Annotated in this window: 4 protein-coding genes; all 4 read left to right on the top strand. The window is 62.6% G+C overall.

Annotation, left to right across the window (positions count from 1 at the left end):
- The first annotated feature begins 336 nt into the window (after positions 1–336).
- The gene (locus CU110_RS03290; RefSeq protein WP_240665458.1) at positions 337–13,842 is read left to right on the top strand and encodes a carbohydrate-binding protein; all 13,506 of its coding nucleotides are present in this window, start codon (positions 337–339) and stop codon (positions 13,840–13,842) included.
- 161 nt (positions 13,843–14,003) lie between these two features.
- Positions 14,004–14,285, top strand: a complete 282-nt coding sequence (locus CU110_RS03295) for a peptidylprolyl isomerase (protein WP_077375482.1) — start codon at positions 14,004–14,006, stop codon at positions 14,283–14,285.
- Between the two features lie 41 nt (positions 14,286–14,326).
- Positions 14,327–15,916, top strand: coding sequence for an ABC-F family ATPase (locus tag CU110_RS03300; RefSeq protein ID WP_077375479.1), 1,590 nt, complete (start codon positions 14,327–14,329; stop codon positions 15,914–15,916).
- 31 nt (positions 15,917–15,947) lie between these two features.
- The gene (locus CU110_RS03305; protein WP_077375472.1) at positions 15,948–17,144 is read left to right on the top strand and encodes an NAD(P)/FAD-dependent oxidoreductase; all 1,197 of its coding nucleotides are present in this window, start codon (positions 15,948–15,950) and stop codon (positions 17,142–17,144) included.
- The last annotated feature ends 12 nt before the right edge of the window (positions 17,145–17,156 follow it).

The raw sequence follows: 17,156 nt of genomic DNA on the forward strand, positions 1-17,156 counted from the left end.
GTGTTTTATTATTTCAAAGCATTCAATGTATTGTTTTCATTGAGTTTATTTTGATGTGGGAATCTGATGCATATTGCCATTTCGAGGGTGAGTGGAAATACCTCTTGTCTTGCGATAGGCCGCGTCTAGACTCGTTTTTGACGGGTTTACGAGCCTTTGAAAATTATTCGAGGGGTAGGGAAAATGTATTCCATGTCATTCGTATCGAGTCGTCTTGAGTCCATGGCATCACGTATCAGGAGTGGTGATCGTCTTGAGGGAAAGACGTTCCAGGATCACGAGATAATGGTTACGCCATTTCCCTCAGCGTGGGGGGATTCCATCAAGTCAATGCGAATGACATTCGAGGATGCGCAGGATCGACTGTCGGTATTTGAGCGCTTTGAGCGTCCCTTTGTCTTTGATCATCTGCCTACCCCTCTATCAGGCAAGCTCAAGATGATGATCGAAGCGTTGGACGAAAGGGGCGAGGTACTGCCCGGGTCTGGTGAGCAGTTCGGCTTCGAGGTCGAGTCACCGGATGTTGTCGCCGAGGAGGTGAGTGACCAGGCCAGTAGTGATGAACCTGCTGCGGGCACAGGACCTGCCTTGCTGGCCGAACCTGCCCCTCTGGCCACGGCGGCGCTCATCGCACCGGAAAGCTTCACTACCCTTCGTATCGAGGCCGAAGACCTCAGCGATGACGACGGAGATGGCAATGCATCCTCCATCGGTGGAGCCGGTATCGAGGTGGTGACCGGGGGGGATAATCCGTCCAATACCGCCAATGCATCAGGCACTGCCTACGTGGACTTCGGCGGCGCGACCGGCGAGACGCTGACCTTCACCTTCAGCGTCACCGAGGCCGGTGAATATGAACTCGCGCTGGGGTATGCGCTCAGCCAGAATGGCGATGGGTCTGATCGAAACCGCCCATTGCGCCTGGACGTCAATGGCGAACTTCAGGATCGAATGTTTGATCTGCCGAGCACGTCCCTGACCGGCGACGCCACTGATTTCAGTGAGTTCGGCGAGCGTACCATTCGCGTTCAGCTGCAGGCGGGCGAGAACACGGTGTCCTTCACCTCCAACGGGGCCAGTGGCCCCAACGTCGACTATCTGGAAGTGCGTGCACCGGACCCGGACGTCTTCGTCATTCAGGGTGAGGACCTCGATATCGGCCCGACGTCTGATGTCGCCGACGCTGGCACCAATCGTGTGGTGACTCTCGACAATATCGCCAGCTTCACCAATGGCAGGGAAACCTTCCGGGTCGGCGCCGAAGGCGCCAGCTATCTCGACTGGGCATCGGGCAATGCCGAGGCCTACGGTGACTTCACTCTCGAGGTGGCTACCGCCGGCACGTACAGCGTCACCGCGACCTATGCCAGCAGCTCGGCGCGTCCCATTGATCTCTTTTTGGTCGATGACGACACGCAAAGTCAGGTCGGCACCTTCCAGTTCGCAGCGGTAGAGGCGCCGGGCTACTACCCCGATGATGTCGATGATGTGCCCGCGGACAACCAGCCAGGCAATGGCGGGCCTTCCGCGTGGGAGGGCTGGTCGACCGAGACGCTGGAGATCACGCTGGCCGCGGGCAGCAATACCCTGCGTCTGGGCGGCGCGACCAACGGGCCGAACATCGACAAGATCGAGGTGGCGCTTCTGGAGGCCGATGCGGTGGAGCCTGTCGATCCGGTGATTGCGCCAGTCGTGATGCAAGCCGAGGATGCCGTGCTGGGCGCTGACAACGGGGCCGCCACCGTGGTGCGTGACGCCGCGAATCCCGAGGCCGGTGGCTTTGTCGGACTGCGCCCGGACTTTTCCGGCACCGGTTACGTGGATTTCGGCAGTGCGCCGGGTGACAGCCTGACCTTCACCGTCAATGTGGCCGAGGCGGGCGACTACGACCTCAACTTCCGCTATGCCAGCAATGGCGCGCGTCCGTTGGCTCTCTCGATCAATGACGGCGAGTCCTCCGAGCTCGCCTTTGTCGGGACTGACCCCAACGCCGGCAACGTCGACCCTGAGGGTTTCGATGTCTGGAGCTACCACACCCTGACGACGAGTCTGGAGGTCGGTGACAACACCGTCACGCTGACGATCCCTGATGGACGCAGCAATGGGCCCAATGTCGATCGCCTGGAGGTCACCACGGCGGGCACGGGCCCGGTAGGGGATGTCGTGGCGGATGCCGATGCCTCTGTGCTGACCTTTACCGCCGTAGACCCCCTCCTCAATGGCGCGACCGTCGGTGAAGCGGGCTTCAGCGTCAGCGGACTGGATGCCGACATCACCTTCGTCGGCGTGACCTTCGATGAGGGAATCACGGTCCAGGAGGTGGTGCCGAACCCGGATGGCAGCTTCACGCTGGACCTGTCGGGATTCGCTGATGGCGATCTGTCGGTCACGCTGATCGCCATGGATGCCTTCGGCAACCGTGCCGAACAGAGCCTGGCACTGACGCTGGATACCACCGCCGATGAGGGGGGCGACCTGGCACTCGAAGGCCCGCAAGATGCCATCGAGGCGGATGACAGCGCCAGCGTGGTATTCGGTGTCGCGGGGATCGATGACGGCTCGACTCTCGAGATCAGCTTCGACGGCGGCGTGACCCGTCAGTCCGTTGTCAGCGATGGCGACACCTTGACGGTCGATCTCTCCACACAGGCCCCGGGCGATGTGATCGTGACCCTTATCGTGACCGATGCCGCCGGTAATGAGGCGAGTGTCGCGGAGGCAGTCACGCTGGCCGTCGTCGGCAGCGTGACGCTGGATGTCACCTTCGATGACGCCACGATCAGCGCCTACAACGCGACCCAGGACAATCCCACCGTTGGCACGGGGGCGGTGGTGGAAGACGACGGTGGCACTCTGACGTTGAACGACAATGTCTGGAAGCGGGCAGCCCTGCCGGAGGACTACACGATCACCAGTGGCAGCATCCTGACCCTGGATGTGGCCATATCCGATTCGCCGGTCCCCGAGATCGTTGCCATCGGCTTCGATGCCGATTCCAATCCGTTCAATGGCGGAAACAGTGTCTATCAGCTGGGCGGCAGCCAGACGCAGGGTGGCTTTGTCGATCTGCGTGGGCAGGGCATCGACAATGGCGATGGCACCTTGCGCTTCACCATCGATCTCTCGGCGCATGCGGGCATCACCCTCGATTCGCTGGTCTTCGTCAACGACGATGATGTGGGCGCCAAGGGCAGTGCGAGCTTCAGTGGCGTAAGCCTGTCAGAAGCCGATGTCGATGACACCAACAGCGCACCGCGCGTGGTGGGGGGTGGCATCGCTGATCTGAGTCTCGACGAAGGCGCGAATCTCGAGGTTGACCTGCCCTTCGTCGATGACGATGGCGATGACCTCGCCTTCAGCTTCCGGGTCACCGATGGCGATGGCGATGGCCTGCCGGTCACCGTGGACGGGCTGAGTATCAGCGACACTGTGCTGTCCGGGAGCCTCGCTGGTCTGGTGCCGGGCGATTACACCATCACGGTGACCGCCGATGATGGCACCGCCAGTACCGATACCGACTTCGCCTTGAGCATCGAGAACGTCAACGACGCCCCGGTGGCGGAGCCTGCCGCTCTCGAGCCCTACTTTGGAGAGGTGGGCGAGAGCTTCCTCCAGATTCCGCTGGCGGACTTCGCCTCGCTGTTCTCCGATGCCGATGGCGACAGCCTGACATTGACGGCCGAGGATCTGCCTGCCGGACTCGAGGTGATCGATGGCGTCATTCAAGGCACGCCAAGTGAAGGAGGCACCTTCGATGTTGTCGTGCGCGCCACCGACCCGAGTGGTCTGTCAGCGACCCAGTCGCTGAGCTTCATCATCGAAGGCACCCAGGTTGGCGATAGCATCACGATCGAGGCGGAAGATTTCACGGATCTCGACGCCGGTAACCTGATCGTCACCGGCAGTGCGTCGGCGTCCAACGAGCAGCTGATTCGTCTGACCAGCAATGCGCCGGCGACGATCGGCACTGATCTCTCGGCGGGCGGCGTGGAGCCGGGCTGGTACATCGTGCGCCTCTATGTGTTCGATGAAACCGACGGTGAAGGCACCTTGACCCTGACCATCGGTGACACCGTGCTTGAAGCGCGCAACACGACAACCGATAGCCTGAGCGCCGACGTGGTATTGAACGACGACTTCGGCACCTTCGTCGGCAGTGGCGCGCGCGGAAATGCAGGCCAGAGCGGCAACCGCAAGGAAATCGTCTTCGAGACGCCCGTCGAGGTCACCGCCGGTGATCTGGCAAGCCTCGAACTGCGTGGTGCCGGTGGCGAGCTGATGCGTATCGACTCGCTTGAATTCGAGCGTATCGATGAGCCGGTCAATACTGCCCCGACCCTGGCGGGACTCGGTGCCGCGATCAGTGTCGACGAGAACAGTGCTGGCGTGGCAAGTCTGGTGCTTGAGGATGCCGATGGCGACAGCCTGACGGTGACGCTGTCCGGTGCCGATGCCGCGCTCTTCACCTACGACGTGGCGAGTGGAGGAATCGCCTTCCTCAATCCACCGGACGCGGAGCTGGCCGCCGACAGCGATGAAGATGGTGTCTACGAGCTGACCGTGACGGTGACCGATGGCGAGGACAGCGTGTCACAGGACACCCTGATCACCGTGGCAGATCTCAATGAGAGCATCGCCATCGACCAGACCGCGTTTGCAGTGGATGAGAACCTGACCGAGATTGGCGCGATCCCGCTCGTCGATGAAGACGGGGGGACTCTCGGCCTCAACGCGCCGGTATTCGCCATCACTGGCGGGGCTGACTCTCCGCTGTTCACCATTGACGCCACCACCGGCGTGCTGAGCTTCACCAGTGCCCGCGATTTCGAGCTGGCGGTCGATGATGACGAAGATGGCGTCTATGACGTCGAGGTCAGCGTCAGTGACGGCGACCTCTCCACCACCGCGCAGCTCTCGGTCACCGTGAATGATGTCGATGAAGCGCCGTTCTCGCCCCTGCGTCTGCAGGCCGAAGACGGCACGGTGACGAGCTTCGATGACGGCGCCAACGCGACGGATACCGTAGTGCGCGATGCCGACAATCCCGAAGACAATGCGAATCTGGAGAACGGTCTGCGGCCGGGCTTCTCCGGTACCGGCTATCTGGACTTCGGCGACACGGCTGGCGATAACGTCGCCTGGCAGATCGAGGTGGCCCAGGCCGGTCAGTACGACATCAGTGTGCGTTACGCCACCAATACCGATCGTCCGCTGGATCTGGTGATCAATGGCGGCGATCCGCTGATGCTGGCCATGGCCAGCACGGACCCGGACGGCAGCGGCGGGGAAGAAGGCTTCGACCACTGGGTCTTCGAGACCTTCACTGTCAGCCTGGAGGCGGGCAGCAACGCCATCGTGCTGGCGATTCCCGCTGGCGCCACCACCGGCCCCAACATCGATCGCATCGAAGTGACCGACGCCGGCAGCGGCCCGATCCCGGAGGATGTGAGTGCCGATGAGGACGGCGATCTCGCCATCGTCGCGGCTGACGACACTCTCGATGCCAGTCAGCTGGCGGCGGCAGTCTTCAACGTCTCCGGCATCGATGATGACGTGACCAGCGTTGCCGTGTCCTTCGACGGCGGCGCGACCCGTGAGGCAGTGACGCCGGACGCCGATGGCAACATCACGCTGGATCTGAGCGGCCAGCTCGATGATCAGAGCGGCGATCTCGCCGTCTCGCTGTTCGTCACCGATGCCACCGGCAATGAGGCCAGCGCCAGCGAGGTGGTCAGCTTCGCGGAAGGCGACGGCACGCCTGCATTCAACTTCGCCATCGAGGGCGAGGCGCTGACCATCATCGATACCGACGGTGATACCCAGGTGCGCGATGCCGACAATCCGGAAACCAATGTCGCCTCCGGGCCAGATGGGCTGTGGGATGACTTTACCGGCACCGGTTATCTGGACATGGGAGCCGACGCCGGTGACGCCGCCGAGTTCCAGGTGGCGGTCGATGAGGCCGGTACCTACACCCTGGAGGTTCGCTATACCAATGCCGGTTCCAACGGCGCGAATCGCCCCATGGACATCCTGGTGGACGGGCTGAGTCAGGGGAATCTGGCCTTTGCCTCCACGGGGACCGACGCCGCCGGCTGGGAGAACTGGACCACCACGACGCTCGAGGTGGAGCTCGAAGCCGGCGACAACACCATTCGCCTTGCCAACCTGGGCAACGCCGGCCCCAACATCGACAGCCTGACGGTGAGCCGTGATGGCGTGGTGCCGGAGCGTCCGGTGGAGCCGGGCGAGCGCTTCTCGGTCAAGATCAACTTCCAGCCCGAAGGCACCGCGGTGCCGGATGGCTACATCGCCGACAACGGCAAGGCCTTCGGCACCCAATCGGTGACCGTGGACGGCCAGACCCATCAGTACGGCTGGATCACCGAGGCGTCGATCTACGACGGCGAGCCCGGCACCGAGCCGCTGGACATCAGCGCGCTGACCAGCGTGGCGGTGAATGATCGCACCGATGACATCGCCGGGCTCGACCCGCGCCAGGGCACCTACGCCCACTTCGACCAGCCGGGAAGCGCCTATGTGCGCGCCGGCTGGGAGATCGAGCTGGACGATGGCTACTACGAGGTCACCGTCTCCATCGGGGATACCTCCGGGCCCTACGACAGTCGCAACGTGCTCAATGCCGAGGGCGAGCTGTTCAATGATCCCTTCACCCCGTTCCGGCCCGATGATTTCCCGGCGGACGGCAATCCGTCAGATGATACCGATGGCTTCCGCTCGGATCTGGTCACCCGCATCGTGCAGGTCAGTGATGGGCGATTGACACTGGATTCCCTGGGGCTCGACAACGAGAACACCGAGATCCAGTACCTCGAGATCCAGGCATTGCCGGACCTGACGCCGGAAGATGATCGCATCGCCGCCGAGGATTACGCCTTCTTCACTGACGCGCGCGCCATCGCTGGGGTCGGTGACAACGAGGTGGAAGTCGATCTGGACCCCGACGACGGCGGCCTGCCGAGCGGGGTCGACCCGACGTCCGACATCTTCGTCGGCATCTCGGTGGTGGACGGTCGCGGCGGGGCACTGCTCGAGAGCCTGGCTGACGGTTCGATCCGGCTGATCGAGACGCTGACCGGAGAGGAGGTCAGCTTCAACGCCAACACCACCGGTGGCTTCGATTCCCTGACCATCTCGCCGAGCCAGACGCTCAAGGAGTTCACCAGCTATACGCTGATCATCGACGGCTTCCAGGATCGTGGCGCCAACGACGACCTGGACGCGCCGACCCGTGAGTTCCAGAAGTACACCAACACCTTCATCACCGGCGAAGCCCCGGAGATCGTCGCTCGCGATGTGGCCTTCAATGATGTGGTGGAACTCGACGGTGCCTCTGACAACGCCTTCGGTTTCACCTCGCTGGAGATCACCGCCGATGGCTCGACGATGTACATCGCGACCATTGGGGGGCAGATCCTGCGCTACGACATCGACCCCGTCGATGGCTCCCTCGGCAACCGTCAGGAGCTTTCGCTGCCGAGCGATTACTTCCATCAGGACGGGGCCGATGCCAGCAATGATCGCCGCGGGATCATCGGGCTGGTGATCGACCCCACCGATCCCGACGTGCTGTGGATCACCGACAACTATCCGATCCCGCTGTCTGGCCGTGACAACGGCGTGCCCGACTTCAGTGGCCGGATCACCAAGATCACCCTGGAGGGCGGTAGCGAGTTCTCGGGCACCGCCGAGCCCTACATCACTGGCCTGCCACGCTCCAATGGCGATCATGTGACCAACAGCCTGGAGTTCCGCGCGAATCCGGATTACGACGCCGAGACCAATCCCGATGTCCCGAGTCATCTGCTGTATCTGATCCAGGGCTCCAACTCTGCCATGGGCGAGCCGGACAGCGCCTGGGGCAATCGTCCGGAGCGTCTGTTGAATGCCGCGGTGATGGAGATCGACCCGACCCGCGATGCGCCTCCCGGTGGCTTCGATGTCACTACCGAGCCGCTTCCCGACAACGGCCAGAATACTCGCTTCGATGACCCGGATGGCCATCCCAAGGACGACCCGATCCCGATGGGCAATGGCGAGTTCCTGGTGTTCGATGATCGTGGTGTCGCCACGGTGCAGGACGAGTCCGGCAACGTGCTCGAGTCCTACTACGACCCCTACGCCAGCGACGCGGTGCTGACGATCTTTGCCACCGGGGCGCGCAACGCCTACGACCTGGTGTGGCATTCCAATGGCTTCCTGTACGTGCCGACCAACGGTTCGGCGGCAGGCGGCAACGTGCCGGATGACCCGTCGACGCCGGAGGACGAGCGCTACACCAGTGTCGAGAAGCAGGATGACTATCTGTTCAAGATCGTCGAGGGAGGCTATTACGGGCATCCCAACCCGCTGCGCGACGAGTACATCCTGAACGGCGGCAATCCGACCAGTGCCACCGACCCCAATCAGGTCGACAAGTATCCGACAGGCACCAACCCCGAGGGCACCTACGATATCTCGGGTGTCTATTCGCTCGGCGAGAATCGCTCGCCCAACGGCGCAGTGGAATACACCAGTGATGTCTTCGGCGGCAATCTGCAGGGCAACGTGCTGTTCACCGAGTACTCCGGCGGCGATGACGTGCGCTCGATCACGCTGGATGCCAACGGCAACGTGATTGGCGATGACGTACTGCGTGATCCTGAGGGCAACGTCATCAGTTACGTCGACCCACTGGACATCATCGAGAATCCGGTCACCGGCCAGCTTTATCTGCTGACCCTGAATCGCGGCAATGGCCAGAGCCAGATCATTCGCCTCGACCCGGCACCGGGCGGGGTGGTGGACCCGGTCGACCCCGTGGACCCTGTCGACCCGACGGATACGGACGCCGAGATCCAGATTCGCGACATCGACAACCCCGAGACCAACCAGCCGGACCTGCCCAATGGCCTGCGCCCCGGTGCCTTCGGGCTCGATGGCAATACCGACGACACCGACGGCACGCCAGGTGGCTATGCGGACTTCGGGTCTACCAATGCCGACTTCCTCACCTTCACGTTCGAGCTGGATGCCGAGCAGGCTGGCGACTCGGTGCTGCATCTGCGCTATGCCAACGGCGGCAATGCCGATCGCCCGCTGGAAGTGTTCGTCAACAATGTCAGTGTCGGGGTGTTTGACTTCAGTCCGCCCGACGGCCTGACGGGGGATGCAGCCTGGGCCGAGTGGTTGACCGAGGCCGTGGCAGCGACGCTGGTCAGTGGTCAGAACACGGTGCGCCTGCAGGCCACCGCCGACACCGGCCCCAATATCGACCAGCTGGAGATCCTGCAGGAAGCGCCGGATACCACGCCTGGCGTCGATGAGTACGAGGCCGAGGGGGCAGTGCTCGATGGCGCCGTGGTGGTATTGACAAGCGATGATGATCGCAACGCGTCCGGTGATGGGTACGTCGACTTCGCGGGAACGGGTGATCAGACCATTACCTGGACACTCGATGTCGCCGAGACGGGAAGCTATGACATCGCCTTCCGCTACGCGCTTGCCGCGACCAAGGATGACCGTCCCCTGGGGCTTGCGATCAATGGTGTCGACCTCGGGGTGTTGAACTTCGAAGGCCAGAGCAACGCTGACGAGAGCGACTGGTTCTTCCAGAACACGCTGGTCGCTCTGCAGCAGGGCAGCAACACCATCACCCTGACCGCGCCGGGTGCCGTGGGGCCGAACATCGATCTGCTGCAGGTGCCGAATGCACCGTCCGACAGCTTCATCCCGGTCTATGCCGATGTCTCGAACGGGTCGCGCATCGAGCTCGAGAGCGGTGACAGCGCACGCACCCTCAACGAGCTGACCGCCGACTTCTACTTCAGCGTGGACAGCAGCGGACTCTATCGTCTGGATCTGGCCGCGAACGCGGGCGCCGATGATGGTCAGGGCCTGGCCCTGACGCTCAACGGGCAGTCGGTGAAACTGCTGGCCTATCCGGGAGTGGGTGACGCTGGTGAAGAGGGTACCTATGTCGAGCTCGAGGCCGGGGTGGAGTACAACCTGCGTGCGGTGTCCACCGCCGATGGTGCCGATGATCTCGACTATCTCGATGTGATGCCGGTGGTCGGCAGCGACAACGCCGATATCGTGGTAGAGAGCGGTGATGCCGCCTACTACTCCGATCGCCTGCACTTCAGTTATCTGGACGACAACAGCGGCTCGAATCCCGATCGTGACTTCAAGGAAAGTGCCACGGTCACCATTTCCAACACCGGCAGCGATGTGCTGGAAGTGCTCGATGCCGACATCGACGGCCCCTTCACGCTGGCGGACCCCGAGGTGTTTGATGGCCTGACGCTGGCCGCGGGGCAATCCCTCGAGGTCACGGTGCTGTTCGACCGGGACAGCTACACCGCGCCGTCCAACAATGCCGGTGATGGGGTCTTCGAGGGCCGTATCCGTCTCACCACCAACGATGCCGACTCTCCGATCGCCGAGATCCACATGGCAGGCTTCTGGCAGGCGCGTGACGAGGGTGGCTGGGAGCCCAACGTCAACGAGGTGTGGGAGGTGTTCGGCTTCGGTAACCGTATCGAAGGCTTGTCGACCGTCGGTGGCGGAGAGAATTCGGTACTCAACGACTTCGATCTGTATCGCCCGGTCAATGATGACGAGGTGCTATCGCGCTACTGGTCTCTGGCCGAGGGGGCTGGCGAGGCCAGGATCACCCAGCTGGCGGCCTATCACGGCGGTGGCGGGGCGACGCTGGGTATCCACAACCCCGGCGACAAGGGGCAGGACGTGATCTTCTCCAATCACGCGGGCGACAATAACCAGTCGATCCTGCCGGTATTGGGCAACGGCAACTTCGCCACCGCGACCTTCGGGCTCGATGATATCCCGGCCGGGTGGGCCGGAAGTGGCGTGTTCGGTATCGAAGTGGCCAATCTGTCCACGGACCCGTCACTCAACCCGACCGGAGGCGGCACCCCGCCGGCCGATGCCGAGGGTATCGAGCGCGGCTATACCGTGCGCATGTTCCGGGCACTCGATGCCGAGGGCAACGTGATTCCCGACACCTACCTGGGGATCATGGATTACACCGGGATCAACTATGACTACAACGACAACATGTTCCTCATCGAGGGCGTGACACCGGTATCTGGTGGTGAGCTGACGGTCATCAACAATGACGGCGTGCCTTCCAACGATCGCCTGGTGATGTCGCGCATCGAGAATCCGGCCAATGCCGCGCAGGAGGTGCATGACGAGGTGACCGTCACGCTGAGAAATGATGGCTTCGAGAGTCTCGACATCAGTCGCGTCGAGGTCAGTGATGCGACGCTGTTCGAGCTGACGGAGGCCTTCACTGCGGTGACGCTGGAGCCGGGTGAGTCAGTCGATGTGATCGTGCGCTTCATCGCCGATGACCCCAACGATGGCAGCCTCTACGAGTCCAGCCTGATCATCACTTCAAGTGATGCGGATGAGGGAGAGAAGGTCATCGAGCTTGCCGGCCTGGCCCAGAATCGCTCAGAAAGCGGCCAGGAACCGGGAGTGCAGGAGATCATCGATGCCTTCGGCTACTCGACCAATGTTGCCGAAGGGCAGATGAACCAGGGAGGGCTGGTGGAGGCCAACGGCGATGAGATCCTGTCTCCGTACTTCCAGCGCGCCGATGGAGGCTCGCCGATCAAGATCACTCAGCTGGCGGCTTACCATACCCAGGGCGACGTGGCACGACTGTTCATCCACGACGTCGACAGCCGTGATATCGACGAGGTGCTGGCCCACGACGAGGCCGATGGTCAGACGTTGCTGCCACGCACGCTCAATGAGGGAGATCTGCTGACCACCACCACCCTGGATCGCGATGCGCCCTTTGGTTTCTTCGCTGAGATATCGGGCCGCCAGGGCTATATTTCCTGGTCCGATCCCGACGCCAACCTCCATGAGGACACCGTCGATGCCATCGGCACTCCCGGCAACAATCTCAACTGGGACGAGAATGATGGTCATCTGATCCGTGTGTATGTGGCCAGGGACGCCGCCGGCAACGAAATCCCGGATACCTATATCGTGATCCAGGATTACGCGGGGGTGAACTACGACTACAACGACAACATCTTCCTGGTGGAGAACGTCACTACCTACGATCCCGCAGGGGCGGAAGATGCTGACGGCAATGGACGAGTGGATCTGTACGACGACGATGACAACGACGGTGTGCCGAACTTCCTCGACAATCCCGAGCCGGTGGGACAGAGCGCCTTCAATGCCGGCGAGACTGCCTGGGCGGTGGGAAGCGATGGCCTGACACTGGAAGCGCGCCTGTTCGACAACGGTGGCCAGGGCGTCGCCTACAACGACACCACGCAGGCCCACCAGGGCGATGGCTTCCGATCAGACGAAGCGGTGGATATCTCCAATGGCAGCCTGGCCATCGGCTATGTGGCCGACGGTGAGTGGCTCGAGTACACCCTGAATGTCGAGACGGCGGGCACCTATGAGCTGAACTTCTCCGCCTCGGCGACTTCCGACGGCAAGTCGATCACCGCCGCCTTCGAGCAGGACGGCAGCTTCTATACCGAGGGCCAGGCGGTGGCGGTACCGGACACCGACGGTTTCACCAACTTCACCGATGTGGGTCCCTTGACCTTCACGCTGGAGGAAGGTGAGCAGGTGCTCAGGTTGACCTTCAACGGCGGACAGCTGGATCTGGCCTCGCTGAATCTGACGCTGGTGGCGCCGGTGGACGATGGCCAGCAGGCGCACACCGACGATGGTCAGCCCTGGCAGGTAGGCAGTGACTTCAGCCTTGAGGCGGTGAATTACGATGAAGGCGGACAGGATGTCGCCTACAACGATTCCAGCGAGGTGCAGGAGGGGACCGATGTTCGCGGTGAGGGCGTGGACATGGCCAGCGGCGGCAGCGCCATCGGCTGGATCGAGGATGGCGAATGGGTGGAGTACACCTTGAACGTCGAACAGGCCGGTACCTACGACATGGCCTTCCTGGCTTCCCTGGGAGTCACGGGGGGAGGGCAGCGCAGCATTACCGCAACCTTTGCCAAGGAGGCCGACGCCCCGTACGCCAGCGCCACACCGGTAGGGGTCTCACCGACCGGTAGCTGGACCAGTTTCGTGGGTACCGAGACCGCCCAGGTGACCCTGGAGGCTGGAGAGCAGGTGCTGCGACTGACCTTCAATGGCGGTTCCATGGACCTGCAGGGATTCTCGCTCTCCCTTGATGGTCAGCAGGCCTTCAATGCGGGAGGCATCCCCTGGCAGGTGCAGGCGGATGAGGGACTCAGCCTCGATGCCGTCAACTTTGATGAAGGCGGGCAAGGGGAGGCCTACAACGAGCTCTCCAGCGCTCAGTTCGGCTCGAACTATCGCGATACACCGGTGGATATCGTCGGTGAGGGGGAAGCGATAGGCTGGGTAGAGGATGGTGAATGGCTTGAGTACACCATCGATGTCGAGCAGGCCGGCGCTCACACGCTGTCATTCGTCACCTCCGCTCCTGACAATGGGCGCAGCATCACGGCCTCGGTGGAGAAGAATGGCTCGTTCTATGACGAGGCCAGTGGCACGCTACCCAATTCCGGTGCCTGGGGAGTCTATGTCGATGGCCCCTCGCTGACGCTGGACCTGGAGGAGGGGGTGCAGGTGTTGCGTATCACCTTCAATGGCGGTTCACAGGATCTGGCGTCCTTCCAGATCACGCGTGATCCGGATGTGACTCCGGCTGGCTCACCGAATGCACTCGCGATGATGAGCATGCTCGAGGACGGCGACGCGATTCCGGTCTCCAATGATGAGCAGGCGCCGATGAGCGACGATGTCGGCCTTCAGGGCATACAGGATGATGTCCAGGCCGGCCTGCTCTAGAAAGACGGCGCAAGATGACGGGGTGCAGCGTCTGTCTTCCTGAGCTGTTATCATGCCCGCCTTCAGATTCACCTTGTTGGCTGTTGCAGGACGGCACCTCGGAGGGACAGAACGCGAACCGGGAGAAGACAGGCACGCATTCGCTTGCAAGAGGACATGAGATGGCTCGTATTGCCATGGCACGCCACATTCTGGTGAAGACCGAGGCCGAGGCGCAGCGTCTCAAGCAGTCACTGGAGCGCGGCCAGCCGTTCGAGAAGCTGGCGAAGAAGCACTCCACCTGTCCTTCCGGCAAGCGGGGCGGTGACCTGGGCGAAGTGCGCCCCGGCCAGATGGTCGGCGGCATTGATCGCGCCATCTTCAAGGGCCCGCTCAATACCCTGCAGGGGCCGCTGAAGAGCAAGTTCGGCTATCACCTGCTGGAAGTCTTCTTCCGTGGCTGATGCCTGACGGACCCCTTTTCATTCCAAACGGATATTCCCTCGTGATCTCTACCGCCAATCTCACCATGCAGTTCGGTGCCAAGCCGCTGTTTGAAGACGTCTCCGCCAAATTCGGTCGTGGCAATCGCTATGGCCTGATCGGCGCCAACGGCTGCGGCAAGTCGACCATGATGAAGATTCTCGGCGGCGATCTTGAGCCGTCCGGTGGCCACGTCATGCTCGAGCCCAACACCCGTCTGGGCAAGCTGCGTCAGGACCAGTTCGCCTATGAGGAATACACGGTGCTCGACACCGTCATCATGGGCCACGAGCGCCTGGCCGTGGTCAAGGCCGAGCGTGATCGCATCTACTCGCTGCCGGAGATGAGCGAGGAAGACGGCATGAAGGTCGCCGACCTCGAGGTCGAATTCGCCGAGCTTGACGGCTACACCGCCGAAGCGCGTGCCGGTGAGCTGCTGATGGGCCTCGATATCCCCATTGAGCAGCACCTGGGGCCGATGAGTGAAGTCGCGCCGGGCTGGAAACTGCGCGTGCTGCTGGCGCAGGCGCTGTTCTCCGATCCTGACGTCCTGCTACTCGATGAGCCGACCAACCACCTGGACATCAACACCATCCGCTGGCTGGAAGGCGTGCTGACCGCGCGCTCCAGCACCATGATCATCATCTCGCACGACCGTCACTTCCTGAACAGTGTCTGCACCCACATGGCGGACCTGGATTACGGTGAGCTGCGTCTGTTCCCGGGCAACTATGACGAGTACATGACCGCCGCCACCCAGGCGCGTGAACAGCTGCAGGCCGACAACGCCAAGAAGAAGGCGCAGATCGCCGAGCTGCAGTCCTTCGTCAGCCGCTTCTCCGCCAACGCCTCCAAGGCCAAGCAGGCGACCTCGCGTGCCAAGCAGATCGACAAGATCCAGCTCAACGAGATCAAGCCGTCCTCACGCGTCAGCCCGTTCATCCGCTTCGAGCAGACCAAAAAGGTCCACAACAACGCGGTGATGATCGACAAGCTTGCCAAGGGCTTCGATGGCAACACCCTGTTCGAGAACTTCAGCTTCACGGTCGCCGCCGGTGAGCGTGTCGCCATCATCGGCCCGAACGGTATCGGCAAGACCACGCTGCTGCGCACCCTGGTCGGCGAGATGCACCCGGATGCCGGTGAAGTGAAGTGGACCGACGCCGCGGAAGTCGGCTACTACGCGCAGGACCACGCGCATGACTTCGCCAACGACATGAGCCTCTACGACTGGATGTCGCAGTGGACCGGTGGGGGCGAACAGGTCGTGCGTGGCACCCTGGGCCGCATGCTGTTCTCCAATGACGACATCCAGAAGTCGGTCAAGGTGCTTTCCGGTGGTGAGCAGGGTCGCATGTTGTTCGGCAAGTTGATCCTCAAGCAGCCCAACGTGCTGGTGATGGATGAGCCGACCAACCACCTGGACATGGAGTCCATCGAGGCACTCAACCTCGCGCTGGAAAACTATCCGGGCACGCTGATCTTCGTCAGCCACGACCGTGAATTCGTCGGCTCGCTGGCCACGCGCATCATCGAGCTGAATGCCGAGGGTGTGGTCGACTTCTCCGGCACCTACGATGACTACCTGCGCAGCCAGGGCGTCATCGTCTGAGTTTCTCTTCTTGTTGCACGAGGTTTCCAGCATGGCCACATACGACGTCATCATCATCGGCGCAGGCGCGGCAGGCCTGATGTGTGCCGCCACGGCGGGCTATCAGGGCAAGCGCGTGCTGGTGCTGGACCACGCCAACAAGGCCGGCAAGAAGATCCTGATGTCAGGTGGCGGGCGCTGCAATTTCACCAACCTGGATGCCGGGCCGTCCAACTTCTTCTCGCGCAATCCGCACTTCTGCATCTCGGCACTCAAGCGCTACACGCCGCATCACTTTCTCGAGCTGGTGGAGCGTCACGGGCTGGAGCATGTCGAGAAGAAGCCGGGGCAGCTGTTCTGCGCGGATTCCGCCAAGGATCTGCTGGCGATCCTGATGACGGAGTGCGAGTGGGCCGGGGCGGAGATTCGTCTCAACACGCGCATCACTTCGCTGGAACGTGCGGGTGAGGGCATGCGGGTCGAGACCAGCAACGGCACGCATACGGCAGGGCGGGTGGTAGTGGCGACCGGTGGCATGTCGATCCCGACGCTGGGCGCGACAGGCTTTGGCTATGATATCGCGCGCCAGTTCGGGCTCGAGGTCACCGAGACCTACGCGGCGCTGGTGCCGTTCACGCTGACCTCGCAGTGGAAGGAGCGCCTGTCGCCGCTGTCCGGGCTTGCCTGTGACGTCAGCGTCACTGCCGGCAAGGGCCAGTATCGCGAACCGATGCTGATCACCCACCGTGGGCTTTCCGGCCCGGCGATGCTGCAGGCCTCCAGCTGGTGGACGCCCGGTCAGCCACTGGACATCGATCTGCTGCCGGGGGTGGACGCCTACGCCGAGCTGCTGGCCCTGCGTGAGCAGCATCCCAAGCGCCAGATCGGTCCCTGGCTTGGCGAGCGCCTGCCCAAGCGTCTCGCCCAGTCGCTGGTCGAGTGGCAGGACGCCGATGCCGGCCGCATCAGCGAGCGCAGCCTCGCCGAGCTCTCCAACGCGCGTCTCGAGCAGCTGGCCAAGGCGCTCAACCACTGGCAGCTCAAGCCGGCGGGCACCGAAGGCTGGCGCACCGCCGAGGTCACCATGGGCGGCGTGGTCACCGATGCCATCTCGCAGAAGGACTTCAGCGTGCGCGATCTCCCGCAGCTGGCCTTCATCGGTGAGGTGCTGGATGTCACCGGCGAACTGGGCGGCTACAACTTCCAGTGGGCGTGGTCCTCGGCGGTGGCCTGCGGGCTGAACTGCTGACCAGCACGTTCT

Source organism: Cobetia sp. ICG0124 (assembly GCF_004006355.1).
Lineage (GTDB): Bacteria > Pseudomonadota > Gammaproteobacteria > Pseudomonadales > Halomonadaceae > Cobetia > Cobetia marina.